Below are 13,858 nucleotides of genomic sequence, written 5' to 3'. Positions count from 1 at the left end.
TCTTCGATCATATCCAACTGCAGCGATGCTTTGACTCAGCGGCTAAAGAGAGTTCCAACCAATAAGGAATGGTAGAGAAGTGGGACCACCTCATTTGGGACTGGAATGGAACCTTGCTCGCAGACACTGGAGTCTGTGTGTCCGTTTTGAACGAAATCATGGCCGAATACGGACTCCCGCCCATAACCGACGACCATTACCGGGCCACTTTCAACTTCCCCGTCGTGCAATTCTATCGTGAACTCGGCTTTCCTACCGAGCCGGGGCGCTTCGAAAAAACTTCTCATCAGTTCATCGCCCGATACAACGAAAGGTCCGTCGAGTGTCCCCTCCACGAAGGCTCAGAGGAGCTATTGAACCACCTTTTTGAACGAGGAGTCTCTCAATCCGTTCTCTCAGCAGCCCTTCAATCCTCTCTGGAGGAGTCTATTCGGGTCTACCGTTTGGAACACTGCTTTGAGCACCTGGTAGGGGCGACAGACATTTTTGCTCATGGAAAAGAGGAGAGGGGAGTCTCTTGGATCGAGTCCTCGGGCGTCGATCCTACACGCGCTCTTTTGATTGGAGACACTCTCCACGACCATGAAGTCGCCAATGCCATGGGAGTGAGCTGTCTTCTGGTTGCCCACGGGCATCACACTGCTGAGCGCCTCCGAGAATCAGGGTGTCCCGTCGTCGAAGGATTTGAGGAACTCGAGGCCTGGCTACTTTCATGACTGAAAGTAGGAGCTCGGAGAGCATTCTACGGCTCTCTAATGTGCGGATGTTTATTGCCTTCCGGGTTCTTTTTAACGCCCGGTTCTACTATCCCATCTTTACGATCCTGTTTCTGGATTTCGGGCTCACCCTCGAACAGTTTGCCATTCTCAACGCCGCCTGGGCCGCTACCATTATTATCGCAGAGGTTCCCTCGGGGGCTTTGGCAGACCGTTGGGGGAGGCGCCGGCTCGTTCGTATCGCAGGCTGTCTGATGGTCCTCGAAATGATCCTGATCTGCCTAGCTCCGATCGGGGCATCGCCATGGCTCTTTTGGATTTTTCTAGTGAACCGCATTTTGTCCGGAGCCGCTGAGGCTGCCGCCAGTGGTGCCGATGAAGCGCTCGCCTACGACACGCTCTCCGAACGGGGTAGGGAAGGGGAATGGCCGAGGGTCCTCGAGGCACTGATGAAGCTGCAAAGCGTAGGCTTTTTTATCGCCATGATCGTCGGCGCCGCGGTCTACGATCCCAACCTGGTTGGCAAAGTGGCCGGATGGTTCGGGTTCACGCGGGAATGGCAACAGGACGACACACTCCGTTGGCCCCTTTATCTGAATCTTCTCACCGCTTTCGGAGCGCTTTGGGCCGCCTTCCGAATGATAGAGCCAAAAACCCAAACAGATCACGATGACCCCTCGCTAGCGGCTCCGTGGAAAACGACCCTACAAACGGGACTGTGGATTCTTCGCTCACCCATTCCTTTCCTTCTCATTTTTGGAGGCCTCTTTTTCGACAGCGTTTCGCGGGTCTTCGTAACTCTGGTGAGCGAGTACTTCCGCCTGATTCAGATTCCGGAGGCCTATTACGGGATTATCGGAGCAGGGGTTGCTCTTCTCGGCCTCTTCCTACCGCGGGTGGCGAGGTTTATGGTCGAAAATTTCAGCGTTCTCACAAACACACTGCTACTAGGAGCGTGGTTGGCGGCGTCGCTCTTTGGTCTATCGTTTCTTCTACCGCAAGTTGGGCTGCTGTTTGCAGTGACCACGATGGTCTCAATGCGCTTCGCTGACTTTTTCCTTAGCCACTACCTAAACCGGGAAGTGGAGTCCCGGCATCGGGCCACAGTGCTTAGTTTTCGCGGGCTCGCCATGAATCTTGGCTACGGCGGTCTGTCTCTCCTCTACGGTTTTCTCATTGAAAGACTCAGGAGCGAAGGAGCATCAAGTGATGTAGCTTTCGGGGAAGCCCTCGAATTCTTTGCTCCTTGGTTCCTTAGCACCCTGGTGATTCTGTTGATCCTCGCAAAAATCAGGCTTCGGCGGGAATAGATTTTGAAGGAATCAGATGTTCGTGCTGTCGATCAGTAACATGATTCCTGTTGCTCGCCCAGCACCAGATCAGTCCAAAAAATAGACCCATCATATGTATTTCCGGTACTGGAACATTGTTTCTTCCCAAATCACCGCTGAAGATAGTTTGCACTGTCAGAAACTCGTAGGCGATTTTCAGGCCGAGGCCGCTAAGGGGGAGCCATTTGCGATATCCGTAGAACCCCATTGCAACCCGCACAAAGAGGACGGTATCGATCCCCGATAACCCGCGATACTCCCACATCTCGGGACGAGCCAGCCAAATTCCTATCCCAAGGATCGGCAACCCGACTACAATCCAGCCCCATACCCTCCAGCCTCCTTTTGCGAGAAACATGAGGCAGATCATGAATAGGCTCCAATCCCAGATCAGGTGACCAGTAGTCCAATGGAGAAAGTGCCCCGTCCAAAGCGTCCACCAATGTCCGTTGGCCAGCGCGAGAGCGTTCATCGACGCGAACCCCGGGAAAAGGGTCGCGAACCCGCCAAGGAGGATTGCTGGGAGGAGAAAAAGTCCGTAACGGGACCCGTTTCCTAAATCTATCATCCTAGTTTTCATCTCTTCTCCACCAAATGTCTGCTTCGTTAAGAGAAGATTCGAGAGGGTTCGGTGATTTGTTTACAACCGGTGAATCTATCGCCACCACATTCCGGCTTTCACAAGTGTCATCCGTGTCTCCGAACAATTGTGACCCAGCGACCTCCACGTAAGCACCAAACAAGAGTGGGAGCATAACCGTATCAATAGCTAACGAAATCGGGAGACCAATCAGCTTCTCATGCGTTTGTTGAGCCCCGGTAATGTCACTGTCCGAGATCAGCATGGACGTCTCACAACCGCACAAAGACAACGAAAGAAGAGGCGCTAAAGCTCGAATCGAAGATCTCGATAAATGAAAGCCTCGTGAATCTTCCTTGTTCATATTCTCGTTTGTTGCGGTCTCACGGGCGGGGCTCCCGATGTTTCCCTATCGCCATTCTTAGGAGATGGAGAGATTCGGAAATACCCCTTTTGCCCGCGAAACCTTACCTCATTTTCCTCTACCTGTTTCTCCCGTCCCAACTGTTTCGCCTTCTGGCCTCCAAAGCCTTCCTTCCCGACCAACCGGCCCCGACGAGAAGGCCTAGGAGGACCAAGGCTTCCCAGCCAAAGGCACCTCCACCTCCAATCCGCGGAGCAGACTGATTAAACATCGGTTTCTTCTCATCGACCCTCGTGGTTTGAGGACGAACCGGAGCATTCGAACCAGATGCAGGTGGTTGTATCCGAGCGGTCTGGGCGGCGGATTCCAGAGCCAACCTATCCCTATTTCGGCGCTCGATTCCATGACGGATGAATCCCTCATCAGAAAGAACGATCATCGAAGTCTCGTCGGTCACTAACTGGTATTCCACGCCTAGGTTTTCAATAGCATCCGATGCCTCCTCTCCCGGAAGACGGCCCAGATCCCGCTGCAGCTCCACTTCTTCAATCCGGCTCATGACCCACAGGCGTTCGAGTTCTGGGAAATCGATTTTCTTATCAGGAAACAATACCGTCGTGGAGTAGATTTTCTCTCCACCGGTTTGTCGGGTTTTCAGCTCAATCTCAGCCTCTCCCGGTTTCGCGTATCGGCCAAACAACGACAACTGCTGTCCACGAAACACGCGTCCGGTGAATTCCTCAGTGATTTCCGAAGCACCAATGCCTTTGAACTCCACTTCCACGTCCAGAAGGGACTCATAGGCGACTTTCTCCTTCGCGAGGAGAATTTGCCCGACAATGTCGTCCGCATTGGAAACCTGAGCCGAGAATCCATCTGATGCTTCGCAAAGAACCTTCATCAACGGCGCATTCGCGCTATTCCCCATGAGGAATCCAAAGAACCGCAGATCGACCGTCTTCATGAGCTCGTGGAACTTTGCCGGAGAAAGGATTCCCTGATTCGATACTCCGTCCGTCACAAGAATGAGATTGGTCGGGCGATCTGCGTCGACCTCCCTGAGGCCGGCCTTGAGGCCAGCGTAGAGATTGGTTCCCCCGGATGAGTTTAGATTGCGAACTTTCTCAATCAGAGAAAGGACGCCTTTCTCCGTGGCAGGCACCCACCCCCGCGTCAGCGAAGTCGCGTTATTGGAAAAGGTTACCACGAAAACACGGTCCTCGGGACGAAGTTCTCCCAAAGCCCGTTCCATTCCTCCAGCCAAAGTTGCAATCTTTCCGGACATACTCCCCGAGGTGTCGAGGACGAAGAGATAGTCGGCTCCATTCTTTATCGGCTCCAAATCGATTCCTGGCGTCAGCGTTAGCATGAAGTATCCCGGATCGTTTTCCGAACTACGGTAAGACAAAAGGTCCACGCGCCCCGGAAGATTATCGGCCAGTCGATAGTATACGATCAGATCCTGATTCAAGGTCCCACCGGCATCAGAGAATGACCACTCCCAGGTATTCTCGTCCAATTGGACCGGATCACCCGGAAAGCCCTTTACCCGAACTCCATCGAGTGGATATCCGGAATGGATCCGGACATTGGCGGAAAAGGATCGCTCTACGGCTTCGTTCCGTGTCCAAAACGATTCCGCCTGTTCGTCCGTTCCTCCTTCCTCAATTGGATAGAGGTAGCGCCCCATACCCGCATCGAGGGAAAGCGGCTGATAGTAAATGACCTCGATCCTCGTTTCTACGTTGGGTCGAACGGGAAAAACGCGAAACTCGAACCGTTGGTAGCTTTCCTTCGAAGCCATTCCGACATCGTTCCCCTTCGCCTTTTCTTCGCCATAGATTCGCTCAGCTTCCTCCCGCGGAATCACCTCTCCCTCTAACACCGTTTCACCCGAATGAATTACGACGGATGAAAGGCTTGCTGACTCCGGAACCGGAAAAGCGTACAGTGCTTCAACGTCATGAGGGTTCGGATTGGAGAACGTCTGTAAGATCGTGGTCTGCGCAAAGCCATCAGTGATTCGGACATCGACATGATGATCCAGCATGCGAACTCCCAGATCCGCACTGCCCGTAGGTGTTAGTATACCCGCTCCGTGGGAAATCGACCCCAACAGAAGGGTGGTAACGGCAAAAAGCCGTGCGATGAACTTGGAATGATTTTTCATGGACTACAGCTATTACACTGTCCATGCCACAAATCTTTCTGTTTTCATTAAACACTGATATTGCGCGGTATATAGAATCCAAAAATCTTTAGTAGCAAAAGATTTGGATTTTTACTGCAAATTTTGTATTCCTAAAATACAGAATTTGTATGCATTCTCGCCAACTTCTTACTATCCTCCCGTGCTTTTAAACCTTGGTTTTTGCAAATCCGTTTCTACCCGAACGTTCCGCGGCTGAATGCCGGATTCTCGGCACGATGGAAAGAAGTGCTCACTCTTGGGAGGAAAGGATAGCCGCTATTATCGAGGTCCTGGATCCTTTTGAAGCAGAGGTGGGCCGGCAAATCGCAGCCGACACGCTTCCTACCCGGTTCAAGGAGCCCGCCGCCTACTCTTGTTTATCCCGGCTCTATCACGAGACGATTGTAGACCTGGATAAAATCGTCGAGGCCGGGGGCACACAGTCCGCCGTCAATCGAAGAGTCTTTCGCAAGTTTTCGGAAAAATTCGCTCCTCGAAAAACGGTTATTTCCGCGGCGGAGGAGTCGGCTTGGCTCGAACCTGCCCATCTTTTCGCCTGCTTTTTTCAACTGCGGAGGGCATTCAATCAAATCGAACGTTCGGTGACCGGTCACGCGAAACCAGTTCAAGACCTACGAGGACGCATCTGGGAGTCTATTTTCACACGGGACATGAAGCGATTCCAGTTGTGGATGTTTCAAGCTGTCGGTCGATTTCCTACCCTCGTTCTCGGACCTTCGGGCTCGGGAAAAGAATTAGTCTCTCGAGCGATAGGCCAATCCCGCTTTCTGTCCTACGACTCGGGGAGCGCACTTTTTTCCAATGAGACCCAGCCCACCTTTTATCCCGTAAACCTGTCTGCTCTCTCACCAACCATTTTGGAGTCCGAACTATTCGGCCATGTGCGCGGTTCCTTCACTGGAGCCCATACCGACCGCAAAGGCCTGTTCGAGACCGCTGGAGACTCCGGGTGCGTATTCTTGGACGAGATCGGCGACGTCGGGCAGGACCTCCAGGTAAAGCTTCTCCGCCTCCTGCAATCGGGAGAATTTCAGAGAATCGGAGAGAGTCGCACCCAGTCCTTCGGCGGCAAAGTCATCGCAGCAACCAATCGTGATCTGGGAGCCGAAATGAAGGCAGGCCGCTTTCGGGAGGATCTCTTCTACCGACTGTGCGGAGACCAAGTGCGGACCCCCTCGCTTCACTCAATCCTCTTGGATGAACCGGACGATTTGGAGCGCTTTGTCTATTTCGTCTGCAGGAATCTGTTTGGCGAGTCGGCCTCCGCTACGGTAGCCCCAGAGATCAGCGAGAGCCTCCGGGATCAAATTCCCGATGGGTATGGATGGCCGGGAAACTTTCGAGAACTTGAGCAGGCAATTCGCAACATCGTGGTCACAGGCCGATATGAAATCGGGGATCCGTCAGAAGCACCTGAGATCACCCGCCTCTATCAAAGCGCGGAGATCCCACTCTCCGACTGGGTTGGGCTCTATGCCAGACGGGCCCGCGAAGTCCATCGCACTACGCGAAAAGCAGCCGATATTCTTGGAGTAGATCCCCGAACGCTACAAAAGCACTATAACTAACTGCAGCCTACTTTCGGTCGATCAACGCCGCCGCCTGGAGAACCGGCAAGGCGTGAAGGTGGTTGGTCAGGGAGACATCCCGATTATAACCTCCACCGTAAACAATGGCGGTCGGTATGCTCCACTCGAGCACTAGCTCGAGCACAAAGCGGTTTCTCTCTTCAATTTCAGTTACCGAAAGACCCATCTGCCCAAAGCGGTCCTCGCGGTGGATATCGGCTCCTGCTACCCAGAATACGAGATCCGGCTCGAAATCAAGGAGCACCTTGCGAAGCGATGGTTTTAGCAACTCCAGGTACCGTGGCCCGTCTGTCCAACGATCTACAGCGACGTCCATGTCACCGGAAATCTTTTTGGATGGAAAATTAGGTCCCACGTGGATCGAGTACGTAAACGTGCGACGATCATCACAAAAGATCTCGTGCGTTCCGTCTCCCTGATGAGCATCCGTATCGATCACCATGACCCACAAATCAGGCCGCTGTTTCCGCAAGCTACGAATTGCCACCGCAACGTCATTGAGAATACAGTATCCGGAGGCACGATTTTGCGCGGCATGATGCGTACCTCCTCCTAAATTCGCCGACAGTCCTTCCGTCAACGCCGCCTCTCCGGCCAGAACGGTTCCACCGACCTCAAGCGCACATCTCCGAAACAAAAGTGGATCCACTGGCAAGCCCATCTTCTTTGCCTCTGAAGACGTCCAGGTCCCCTGCCGGATTTTTGCCAAATACTCACTAGAGTGCACAAGCGACAACTCCTCTACAGATGCTGGACGTGCCTCTAGTACCTCCGCTTGCGGAACTCCGCTTTCGACCAGTCTCCGTCCCTCCGGAAACTTTTCCATTTGAAACGGATGGCCCAGTGGAAGTGGGAAAAAATAACCTTCGTGGGAGTATACCTTCAAAGAGCTCCTGTAATAGAGAAGCGAATCGCCGTGCGCAACTCGTCAGAGATGGCCAGCACGATCAACCGGCACTTTCTCGGGGATCGCCCCTCCATATGTCTGTTGACCTCCTCATTCATAACCTTGATCGTCAACCTTTTCGAAATGGACGTCGCAATCGTAACCGGTGCCGACAGTCGCTTCGGCGATGCGGCTTGTCGAACCCTACTAAAGATGGGTTTTCGCATCCACGCACTTGGGCAAAACCCTAACCCTTCCGCTTACGACGAACGCTATTACATCGCTCATCCGTGCGGACCTGGGAAACTGTCCGAACTGAAAAACGCGCTCGACGAGATCGTAAAAACTGAAACTAGAATTGACCTTCTTGTTGGACTAGGTGGTGCAGAACTGGTCGCGGGTTGGGAGAAACTCTCGCCAGAGCAACTGGTTCGCCGGATAAGTGCCTGCCTCACCGAACCTATGTTAGCGGCGTCAATCTGCCTTCCCGCCCTAATTCAAAGTAAAGGTTTTTTGATTCAGGCCCACCGGAGACCTGTAAATAAGGATCTCGTGGTTGCTGCTGGATACTGCGAAGACTTGGTGCGTAGAGCTTACGATGATCTCTTCTCACAGAACGCAGTTCATGGACTTAGGACAGCTCGCATCCTTTTCGCTGTTCCCGACGAGGACGTTGCAGGAGATGACGATACCTATCAAATCGCGGATGCAGTATCAGGCGCGTTTGAGACGATTCTCCGCCAAAAAGAAACCTGCGTCCTTCGGGAACTAGACATTACCCCACGTGGAGTAGGTCCGGTGACGAAACTTCCCAACCTAATTTCACGAGTCGACCCCTATCAGACCACGGTTTTGTCCGTTGAAGAGGAATCTGAGAAGGATTTAATTCTGATTCCAACTGAGAAGCCACGTCACTACGTGCAAATTGCCGAGGTAAAAGACATAACGGATGGCGAAGGGGAAAACGACGAGCGCTACCCAGAAGAAGAGATCGCGGAGTATTCAGAGTCCATTTCACAGAAGAAAACTTCTTCAAAAAAAGCCAAACGCCGGAGGCGACCCTCCCGAACCAGAACAAAGAACAAAGAGACCCTGGCCGAAAGGCCTGGAGAGGAAAAAACTCCAACGGAAAGATCCAGCGATAGCTTCTCACCAGAGAAAGCAGCCGAAGCGACAACAGTCGTTGACGACCAGAAAGCCAAGAAAAAGACGCGGAAACAAACGACAAAAAAGGTAGCCAGAAAGAAACCTACCCGCGCAAGAAAGGTTGCAAAACCAGAAGCCGATACCAAAGAAACATCTGACCCACCCTCATGAATCGCGTCTATATTAAGACCTACGGCTGCCAGATGAACGAACGTGACTCTGAAGCTGTTGCTGCGCTTCTGCGTGCGAGAGGCTATTCAATTGTCTATGAGGAGAATCAGGCAGACACTGTTTTACTAAACACCTGCAGTGTTCGGGATCAGGCGGAACAGAAGGCCATTGGAAAGGCGGGATATCTCCGCAGGAGAAAACGCCAGAACCCCAACTTTCTTTTGGGGATTATGGGGTGTATGGCCCAGAATCGAGGTAAAGAATTGCTCGACCGCCTTCCGGATTTGGATCTTGTTGTGGGAACGCAAAAGTTCCACCGGGTGCCCGATCATCTGGATCGACTCATTGAGAGTCTGGAGGGACAGGGCCCGAAGCCTACTACAATCATCGATCTGGATGAGGAAAAGGCATCTCAGAATGAGATCAAGCATCATGATTCCGAGAAAGATAAGGTTTCCGCCTTTGTCTCCATCATGCAGGGGTGCAACATGAGATGCAGCTTTTGCATTGTTCCCACCACGAGAGGCTCTGAGCGGGCTCGCCCGATAGATGATATCATTCAGGAGGTGGAAGAACTCGCGGCCGCAGGAACCAAGGAGGTTACCCTTCTCGGCCAAATCGTCACCAGCTACGGGCAAAGAGAATTTCCCAGAGTCGGTGGCAAGACTCCGTTCGTGCAGTTGCTGGAGCAAGTGAACGATATTCGGGGAATTGAGCGCATCCGGTTTACCTCGCCGCATCCGAGAGGTTTTCGCGAGGACTTAGTGCAAGCCTATCGCGATCTTCCGAAATTGTGTGAGTATGTTCACCTGCCCTTGCAAAGTGGCTCTGATCGCATTCTTAGGGCCATGAAACGGCCGTACACGGTAGAGAAGTACCGTGGGATCGTCGCTGCACTGCGGGGTGCGGTAAACGAAATGTACTTCTCCACCGATGTTATTGTAGGGTTTCCCGGAGAAACCGAAGAAGACTTTGAAGAAACCAGACGATTGTTTGAGGAGCTTCGCTTCGACATGGCGTTTATCTTCAAATACAGCCCTCGGACTGGAACTCCTGCTGCAGAAATGGAAGATCAGGTTCCTCAAGAGGAAAAAGAAAGGCGAAACCAGGTGCTTCTCGAAATTCTCGGGAGGCACTCGCTGGAGCGTAATCGAGCTCTCATCGGCAAAAAAATTGAGATTCTGGTAGAGGGACCCGCCCGGAAAGGGGAGGGGATGTTTGTCGGACGTACCCGTGGTTTCCGTAAAGTAGTCTTCCCGGGAAAGCCCAGGCAAGTGGGTGAGTTGGTATTTGTCGAAATCCAATCTGCCACAGTGAGTACCTTGTTTGGCGCACCCGTGCTCACGGGTGTCAACGAAACAGAAAGAGAACTTTCCATTCTATGAGTCTTGCAGTCGCCTCTGTCGTTGCAGGTGCTATCCTGCTGATCATCGGAATTTACCTTTGGACCTACTCAGAGAAGATGCGCCATCTTTTACAAAGGTTCCCTCGATCCAAACCAGCGACCTTTGTTCTTCTCGTTGCCGCATCTGCAATTGTTCTCGTCAACGTCAGCCAACTTGGTGAGGCAGATTTTGGAAAGTACAAGGAGATATTAATGGTCTTTTTCGCACTTTTGGCGGTGGGGGCATGGTTTACCGTTCCGGATTTTCTAGGTATCCGTGCTTTGTCCGTTTTAGGCCTCCTATTCGCTGGGCAACTCCTTTCAGCAGCTTATTTTGAGCCGTATGACACAAAGTTTTTCCTAGCTCTATTTGCCTACTTTGTCGTCGTTGTCTGCCTCTACCTCGCTGCTGCCCCTTATCGCGTAAGAGACTGGATCGACAAGATCAATGGAGCACCGAAGTTGCGTAGAATCGTCGCTCTGGTGGCCTCTGCCTATGGAGCTTTGCTCTGCTTGCTGGCGCTGACCTTTACTGGTTAAAACCTTCTATCGGAGGCGAACGCGAACCATGGAATCCAGCGAGACTCCCCTTCTTTTCATTCTGTCCGGGCCGGCAGGAAGCGGAAAGACTACTCTTTGCAACCGGCTTCTTGCAGAGTTTGACACGCTCGAACGGATCGTCACCGCAACGACTCGGGAAATGAGAGCAGGCGAGCTTGACGGTGAAGATTACTTCTTTTTCTCACAGGAGCAGTTCGAACAAAAGGTCGAGAACGATGAGTTGCTCGAATGGGCACTCGTCCATGGGCGAGCCTATGGAACTCCCAAAGCGGAGGTGGTCCGGCGGTTTCAAAATGCTCAAGACGTGTTGCTGAGTATCGACGTTCAGGGGATGCGGCAGGTTCTCGAAAAAGCGGAGTCCGTTGAATGGCTCCGCAATCGGGTGGTGACTATCTTTATTCAACCGCCGAGCCTTGATGAGCTCAGGACCCGCCTCAAAGCGCGAGGAACAGACTCCACGGAAGAAATTGAAAGAAGGATAGAGACCGCAAGGACTGAACTACAGTCAGCCAAAGAGTTTCACTACCTGCTCGAAACCAGTTCCAAGGATGAAGACTTTGATCGTGTCCGGGCTATATACCTTGCAGAAAAAATGAGGCCTCGCCGTTAAAGCTAAGCTCAAATATAAATTCTAGGCCTTGCCTGCAGGCTCGGTAACCTTGCTCTGAGTGCCATCTTCTTCGAGAGGAACTTGGCCTGATGGGGTAGGAGAGTTAGGTCCGCTCTTTTCTTTGAGAGACTGCCGTTCTCCTGGATTCTTGGTGTAATAGTAATCGTGGTAACTGTAATCGTAATAGTGTGAATAGTAATAGTTCGACATCTTCGCACTAATCGCATTCATCACCGCTCCAAAGACGGGTGTCTCGGATTCACTAAGGGTCCGAACCGCAGATTTAGCGGCCTTCTTCTTAACATCGTTAAACTTAAGAACAAACGCCACTCCATCAATCAACGGAAGCAAGCAGAGAGTATCACTCACAGCTCCAACGGGAGGTGAGTCTATGACAATCTTGTGATAAGAATGTCTCAGCTGGATTAGCAGCTGCTCAAATTCGACACTGTTCAGGACCTGCGTTGGGTTGTCGGGAGCCCTCTCTGTAGGCAAGATATCGCAGTTTGGTGCAACCTCTCTAATGATCACTTCGTCAAGAGACTTTTCTCCAAAGAAGAAATCGTACATTCCTGTCTTTGGCTTCAGGCCGAACGATTTCGCAACGTTGGGAAGGCGCATATCGCAATCAACAATCAGCGTTCTCTGTCCCTGTCCTGCAAAAGTAAGTGCGAGATTTGTTGCGATAAACGATTTGCCTTCCGCCGGAAGAGTGCTGGTAACCGCAATCACTTGGGCAAGTTTACCCTCATCGCTCAGCGAAATCGAAGAGTGGATTGTCCGGAAAGATTCTGTTACCTTACTGTCGAGATTGGTCAGAACTGCCCGGGCACGATCGGGAGAAGACAGCCGACGATCAATTTTGGGGACGATTCCCAATAGCGGAAGCCCCACAAGCTCCTCCACATCGTAGGCACTCTTAACGCGATTATCTAACAATGCTAGGACAAAAGCGAACCCGACACCCAATCCAAGGCCCCCAATGACTCCCAAAGCAAGATTGAGTAGGACGTTGGGAGAACTCGGTCTAAGAGGGATTGCAGCTCGATCAATAATCTCTGCTTGGGCCGTCTTCCAGCTGGTTTCTGCTTCCCGTGTCTGAAGTTGTGAAATGAGTTGCTGGTAACTTGCCTGAGCAACCTGAAATTCGCGCAGGATCGAGTTATAACCAGTGCGAACTTCCGCCAACCGAAGCATTTTATCCTCACTCCTCGCCAGAGCCTCTTGGGCTGAGACTAAGTTCAATTCAGCTTGTTCGTAAATCGCTCGGAAACCCGATTTCGAGATATCTACTGCAGCATCAAGCTCGATATCAATCTGCGCGAGATTCTCCGTTGCCTCAATCATTATAGGGTGTTTTTCGCGGTACCGTTTACCGAGGGTCGAGTAATTGATCATCGCGTTTGCCCGGCGAGAAAGGAGGTCATTGACAAGGGGAATCACCGAGATGAAGTCCAGCTCCCAAAGCGGCCGATCTTCTGCCTCAAACTCTTGGACTAAGTCCCACTGGATTTTTGCGTTCGCGTAAGCTGACTCTGCGGTATTTAGGCGACCTGTCAAAATTTCAAGTTCTCTCAGCGCTACATTTTCCCCTCGGTCTATTGAAACCGCGTCATTTTCCCGGCGGTACTGCGCCAACTGAGCCTCCAGATCATCAACGACAGATTGTTTTGCCTCAGCCTCTCTCCTCAAATTTTCAACCGCCTGAATCGTCAACTCCAAGCCTCGGTTGAGACTGAAAGCGACATATTCCTCGGCAAAGATGTTGGCGATATCCGCGGCTATTGCTGGGTCTGGGTGGGTATAAGACAGATACACATTGAGCGACAGCCTCGCCGGTGTTACATCACGGTTTCTACCCAGAATTTCGAGAGGCGTAAGAGGTCCTGAAAATGTGACGGTGTCCTCATAAGGGGCCATGAAAGCCTCTCGTTCAGGACCCGTAATTCTCTTGTTGACTGCTTCAATCAGTCTTCCGCTGTTTAGAAAATTTATCTCAGTGTTCAGATCCTCTGCAGATCGGATCTGACTTAGGTCAATATCGCCCGAGGTTCCCCCCATCGGGCCCGGGTCGTCTCTGTAGATTTCGATTAATGTTCCGGCAGTATATAGTTTGGTTTTCTTAAAGGTGTATAGGGAGACACCGGTCACCATTACCAAAAAAATGATTACAATATACCAAACCCGTTCCCGCAACAGCACCAAGTAATCGGCTAGATTCCTCTGGGTCTGACCCACCTCGTAACCGTAATCGCCATATCCTCCGTACCCCTCACCGTACGGCACCTTGTTTTCGTTCTTAGGCATT

At 51.9% G+C, this 13,858-nt stretch carries 12 protein-coding genes; 7 read left to right on the top strand and 5 right to left on the bottom strand.

Annotated features, from left to right (window positions below):
• Positions 1–68 precede the first annotated feature (68 nt).
• Both AAGJ81_07785 and AAGJ81_07780 read left to right on the top strand, forming a co-directional pair.
• A complete protein-coding gene (locus tag AAGJ81_07785) occupies positions 69–716 on the top strand; it encodes an HAD hydrolase-like protein (protein ID MEM0966030.1) in 648 nt (215 codons plus the stop codon).
• Positions 713–2,026 (top strand): MFS transporter, encoded by a 1,314-nt coding sequence (locus AAGJ81_07780; GenBank protein ID MEM0966029.1) that lies wholly within the window; start codon positions 713–715, stop codon positions 2,024–2,026. The genes AAGJ81_07785 and AAGJ81_07780 overlap by 4 nt, the downstream gene beginning before the upstream one ends.
• On the opposite strand, the gene AAGJ81_07775 is transcribed toward AAGJ81_07780, so the two are convergent.
• The 3 genes from AAGJ81_07775 to AAGJ81_07765 form a co-directional block, all read right to left on the bottom strand.
• Positions 2,007–2,615, bottom strand: a complete 609-nt coding sequence (locus AAGJ81_07775; GenBank protein ID MEM0966028.1) for a hypothetical protein — start codon at positions 2,613–2,615, stop codon at positions 2,007–2,009. The genes AAGJ81_07780 and AAGJ81_07775 overlap by 20 nt on opposite strands.
• Position 2,616: 1 nt before the next feature.
• Entirely contained in the window at positions 2,617–2,892 is a 276-nt protein-coding gene (locus tag AAGJ81_07770) for a hypothetical protein (GenBank protein MEM0966027.1), read from the bottom strand.
• Positions 2,893–3,109: 217 nt separating this feature from the next.
• Positions 3,110–5,161, bottom strand: coding sequence for a VIT and VWA domain-containing protein (locus AAGJ81_07765; GenBank protein ID MEM0966026.1), 2,052 nt, complete (start codon positions 5,159–5,161; stop codon positions 3,110–3,112).
• A 257-nt stretch (positions 5,162–5,418) separates the two neighbouring features.
• On the opposite strand from AAGJ81_07765, the gene AAGJ81_07760 reads away from it, so the two are divergent.
• The gene (locus AAGJ81_07760) at positions 5,419–6,771 is read left to right on the top strand and encodes a sigma 54-interacting transcriptional regulator (protein ID MEM0966025.1); all 1,353 of its coding nucleotides are present in this window, start codon (positions 5,419–5,421) and stop codon (positions 6,769–6,771) included.
• A 7-nt stretch (positions 6,772–6,778) separates the two neighbouring features.
• Here the strand turns inward: AAGJ81_07760 and AAGJ81_07755 are convergent, their stop codons facing one another.
• Positions 6,779–7,618: a histone deacetylase gene (locus tag AAGJ81_07755; protein ID MEM0966024.1), complete on the bottom strand. Its 840-nt coding sequence runs from the start codon at positions 7,616–7,618 to the stop codon at positions 6,779–6,781.
• Between the two features lie 9 nt (positions 7,619–7,627).
• Here AAGJ81_07755 and AAGJ81_07750 point away from each other — a divergent pair, with 9 nt between their 5' ends.
• Genes AAGJ81_07750 through gmk form a run of 4 tightly spaced genes read left to right on the top strand, consistent with a single transcriptional unit; the run spans position 7,628 to position 11,550 of the window.
• The gene (locus AAGJ81_07750) at positions 7,628–8,995 is read left to right on the top strand and encodes an SDR family NAD(P)-dependent oxidoreductase (protein ID MEM0966023.1); all 1,368 of its coding nucleotides are present in this window, start codon (positions 7,628–7,630) and stop codon (positions 8,993–8,995) included.
• Positions 8,992–10,380 (top strand): tRNA (N6-isopentenyl adenosine(37)-C2)-methylthiotransferase MiaB, encoded by a 1,389-nt coding sequence (gene miaB / locus AAGJ81_07745; protein ID MEM0966022.1) that lies wholly within the window; start codon positions 8,992–8,994, stop codon positions 10,378–10,380. The genes AAGJ81_07750 and miaB overlap by 4 nt, the downstream gene beginning before the upstream one ends.
• Positions 10,377–10,919 (top strand): hypothetical protein, encoded by a 543-nt coding sequence (locus AAGJ81_07740; GenBank protein MEM0966021.1) that lies wholly within the window; start codon positions 10,377–10,379, stop codon positions 10,917–10,919. Before miaB ends, AAGJ81_07740 begins: the two co-directional genes overlap by 4 nt.
• A 28-nt stretch (positions 10,920–10,947) precedes the next feature.
• Positions 10,948–11,550, top strand: coding sequence for a guanylate kinase (gene gmk, locus AAGJ81_07735; GenBank protein ID MEM0966020.1), 603 nt, complete (start codon positions 10,948–10,950; stop codon positions 11,548–11,550).
• 21 nt (positions 11,551–11,571) lie between these two features.
• On the opposite strand, the gene AAGJ81_07730 is transcribed toward gmk, so the two are convergent.
• Positions 11,572–13,857, bottom strand: a complete 2,286-nt coding sequence (locus AAGJ81_07730; protein ID MEM0966019.1) for a polysaccharide biosynthesis tyrosine autokinase — start codon at positions 13,855–13,857, stop codon at positions 11,572–11,574.
• Position 13,858 lies beyond the last annotated feature (1 nt).

Source organism: Verrucomicrobiota bacterium (assembly GCA_038744685.1).
Taxonomy (GTDB): domain Bacteria; phylum Verrucomicrobiota; class Verrucomicrobiia; order Opitutales; family Puniceicoccaceae; genus Puniceicoccus.
Note: the sequence above shows the minus strand (reverse complement) of the source record. Positions and strands in the feature narration are given on the sequence as shown.

Excerpts from the sequence above, each read along its gene's own strand:
- AAGJ81_07750 (MEM0966023.1), top strand. The coding sequence starts at position 7,628 with ATGGCCCAGTGGAAGTGGGAAAAAATAACCTTCGTGGGAGTATACCTT.
- miaB (MEM0966022.1), top strand. The coding sequence starts at position 8,992 with ATGAATCGCGTCTATATTAAGACCTACGGCTGCCAGATGAACGAACGT.
- AAGJ81_07730 (MEM0966019.1), bottom strand. The coding sequence starts at position 13,857 with ATGCCTAAGAACGAAAACAAGGTGCCGTACGGTGAGGGGTACGGAGGA.
- AAGJ81_07785 (MEM0966030.1), top strand. The coding sequence starts at position 69 with ATGGTAGAGAAGTGGGACCACCTCATTTGGGACTGGAATGGAACCTTG.
- AAGJ81_07755 (MEM0966024.1), bottom strand. The coding sequence starts at position 7,618 with ATGGAAAAGTTTCCGGAGGGACGGAGACTGGTCGAAAGCGGAGTTCCG.
- AAGJ81_07775 (MEM0966028.1), bottom strand. The coding sequence starts at position 2,615 with ATGATAGATTTAGGAAACGGGTCCCGTTACGGACTTTTTCTCCTCCCA.
- AAGJ81_07780 (MEM0966029.1), top strand. The coding sequence starts at position 713 with ATGACTGAAAGTAGGAGCTCGGAGAGCATTCTACGGCTCTCTAATGTG.
- AAGJ81_07770 (MEM0966027.1), bottom strand. The coding sequence starts at position 2,892 with ATGCTGATCTCGGACAGTGACATTACCGGGGCTCAACAAACGCATGAG.
- gmk (MEM0966020.1), top strand. The coding sequence starts at position 10,948 with ATGGAATCCAGCGAGACTCCCCTTCTTTTCATTCTGTCCGGGCCGGCA.
- AAGJ81_07740 (MEM0966021.1), top strand. The coding sequence starts at position 10,377 with ATGAGTCTTGCAGTCGCCTCTGTCGTTGCAGGTGCTATCCTGCTGATC.
- AAGJ81_07760 (MEM0966025.1), top strand. The coding sequence starts at position 5,419 with ATGGAAAGAAGTGCTCACTCTTGGGAGGAAAGGATAGCCGCTATTATC.
- AAGJ81_07765 (MEM0966026.1), bottom strand. The coding sequence starts at position 5,161 with ATGAAAAATCATTCCAAGTTCATCGCACGGCTTTTTGCCGTTACCACC.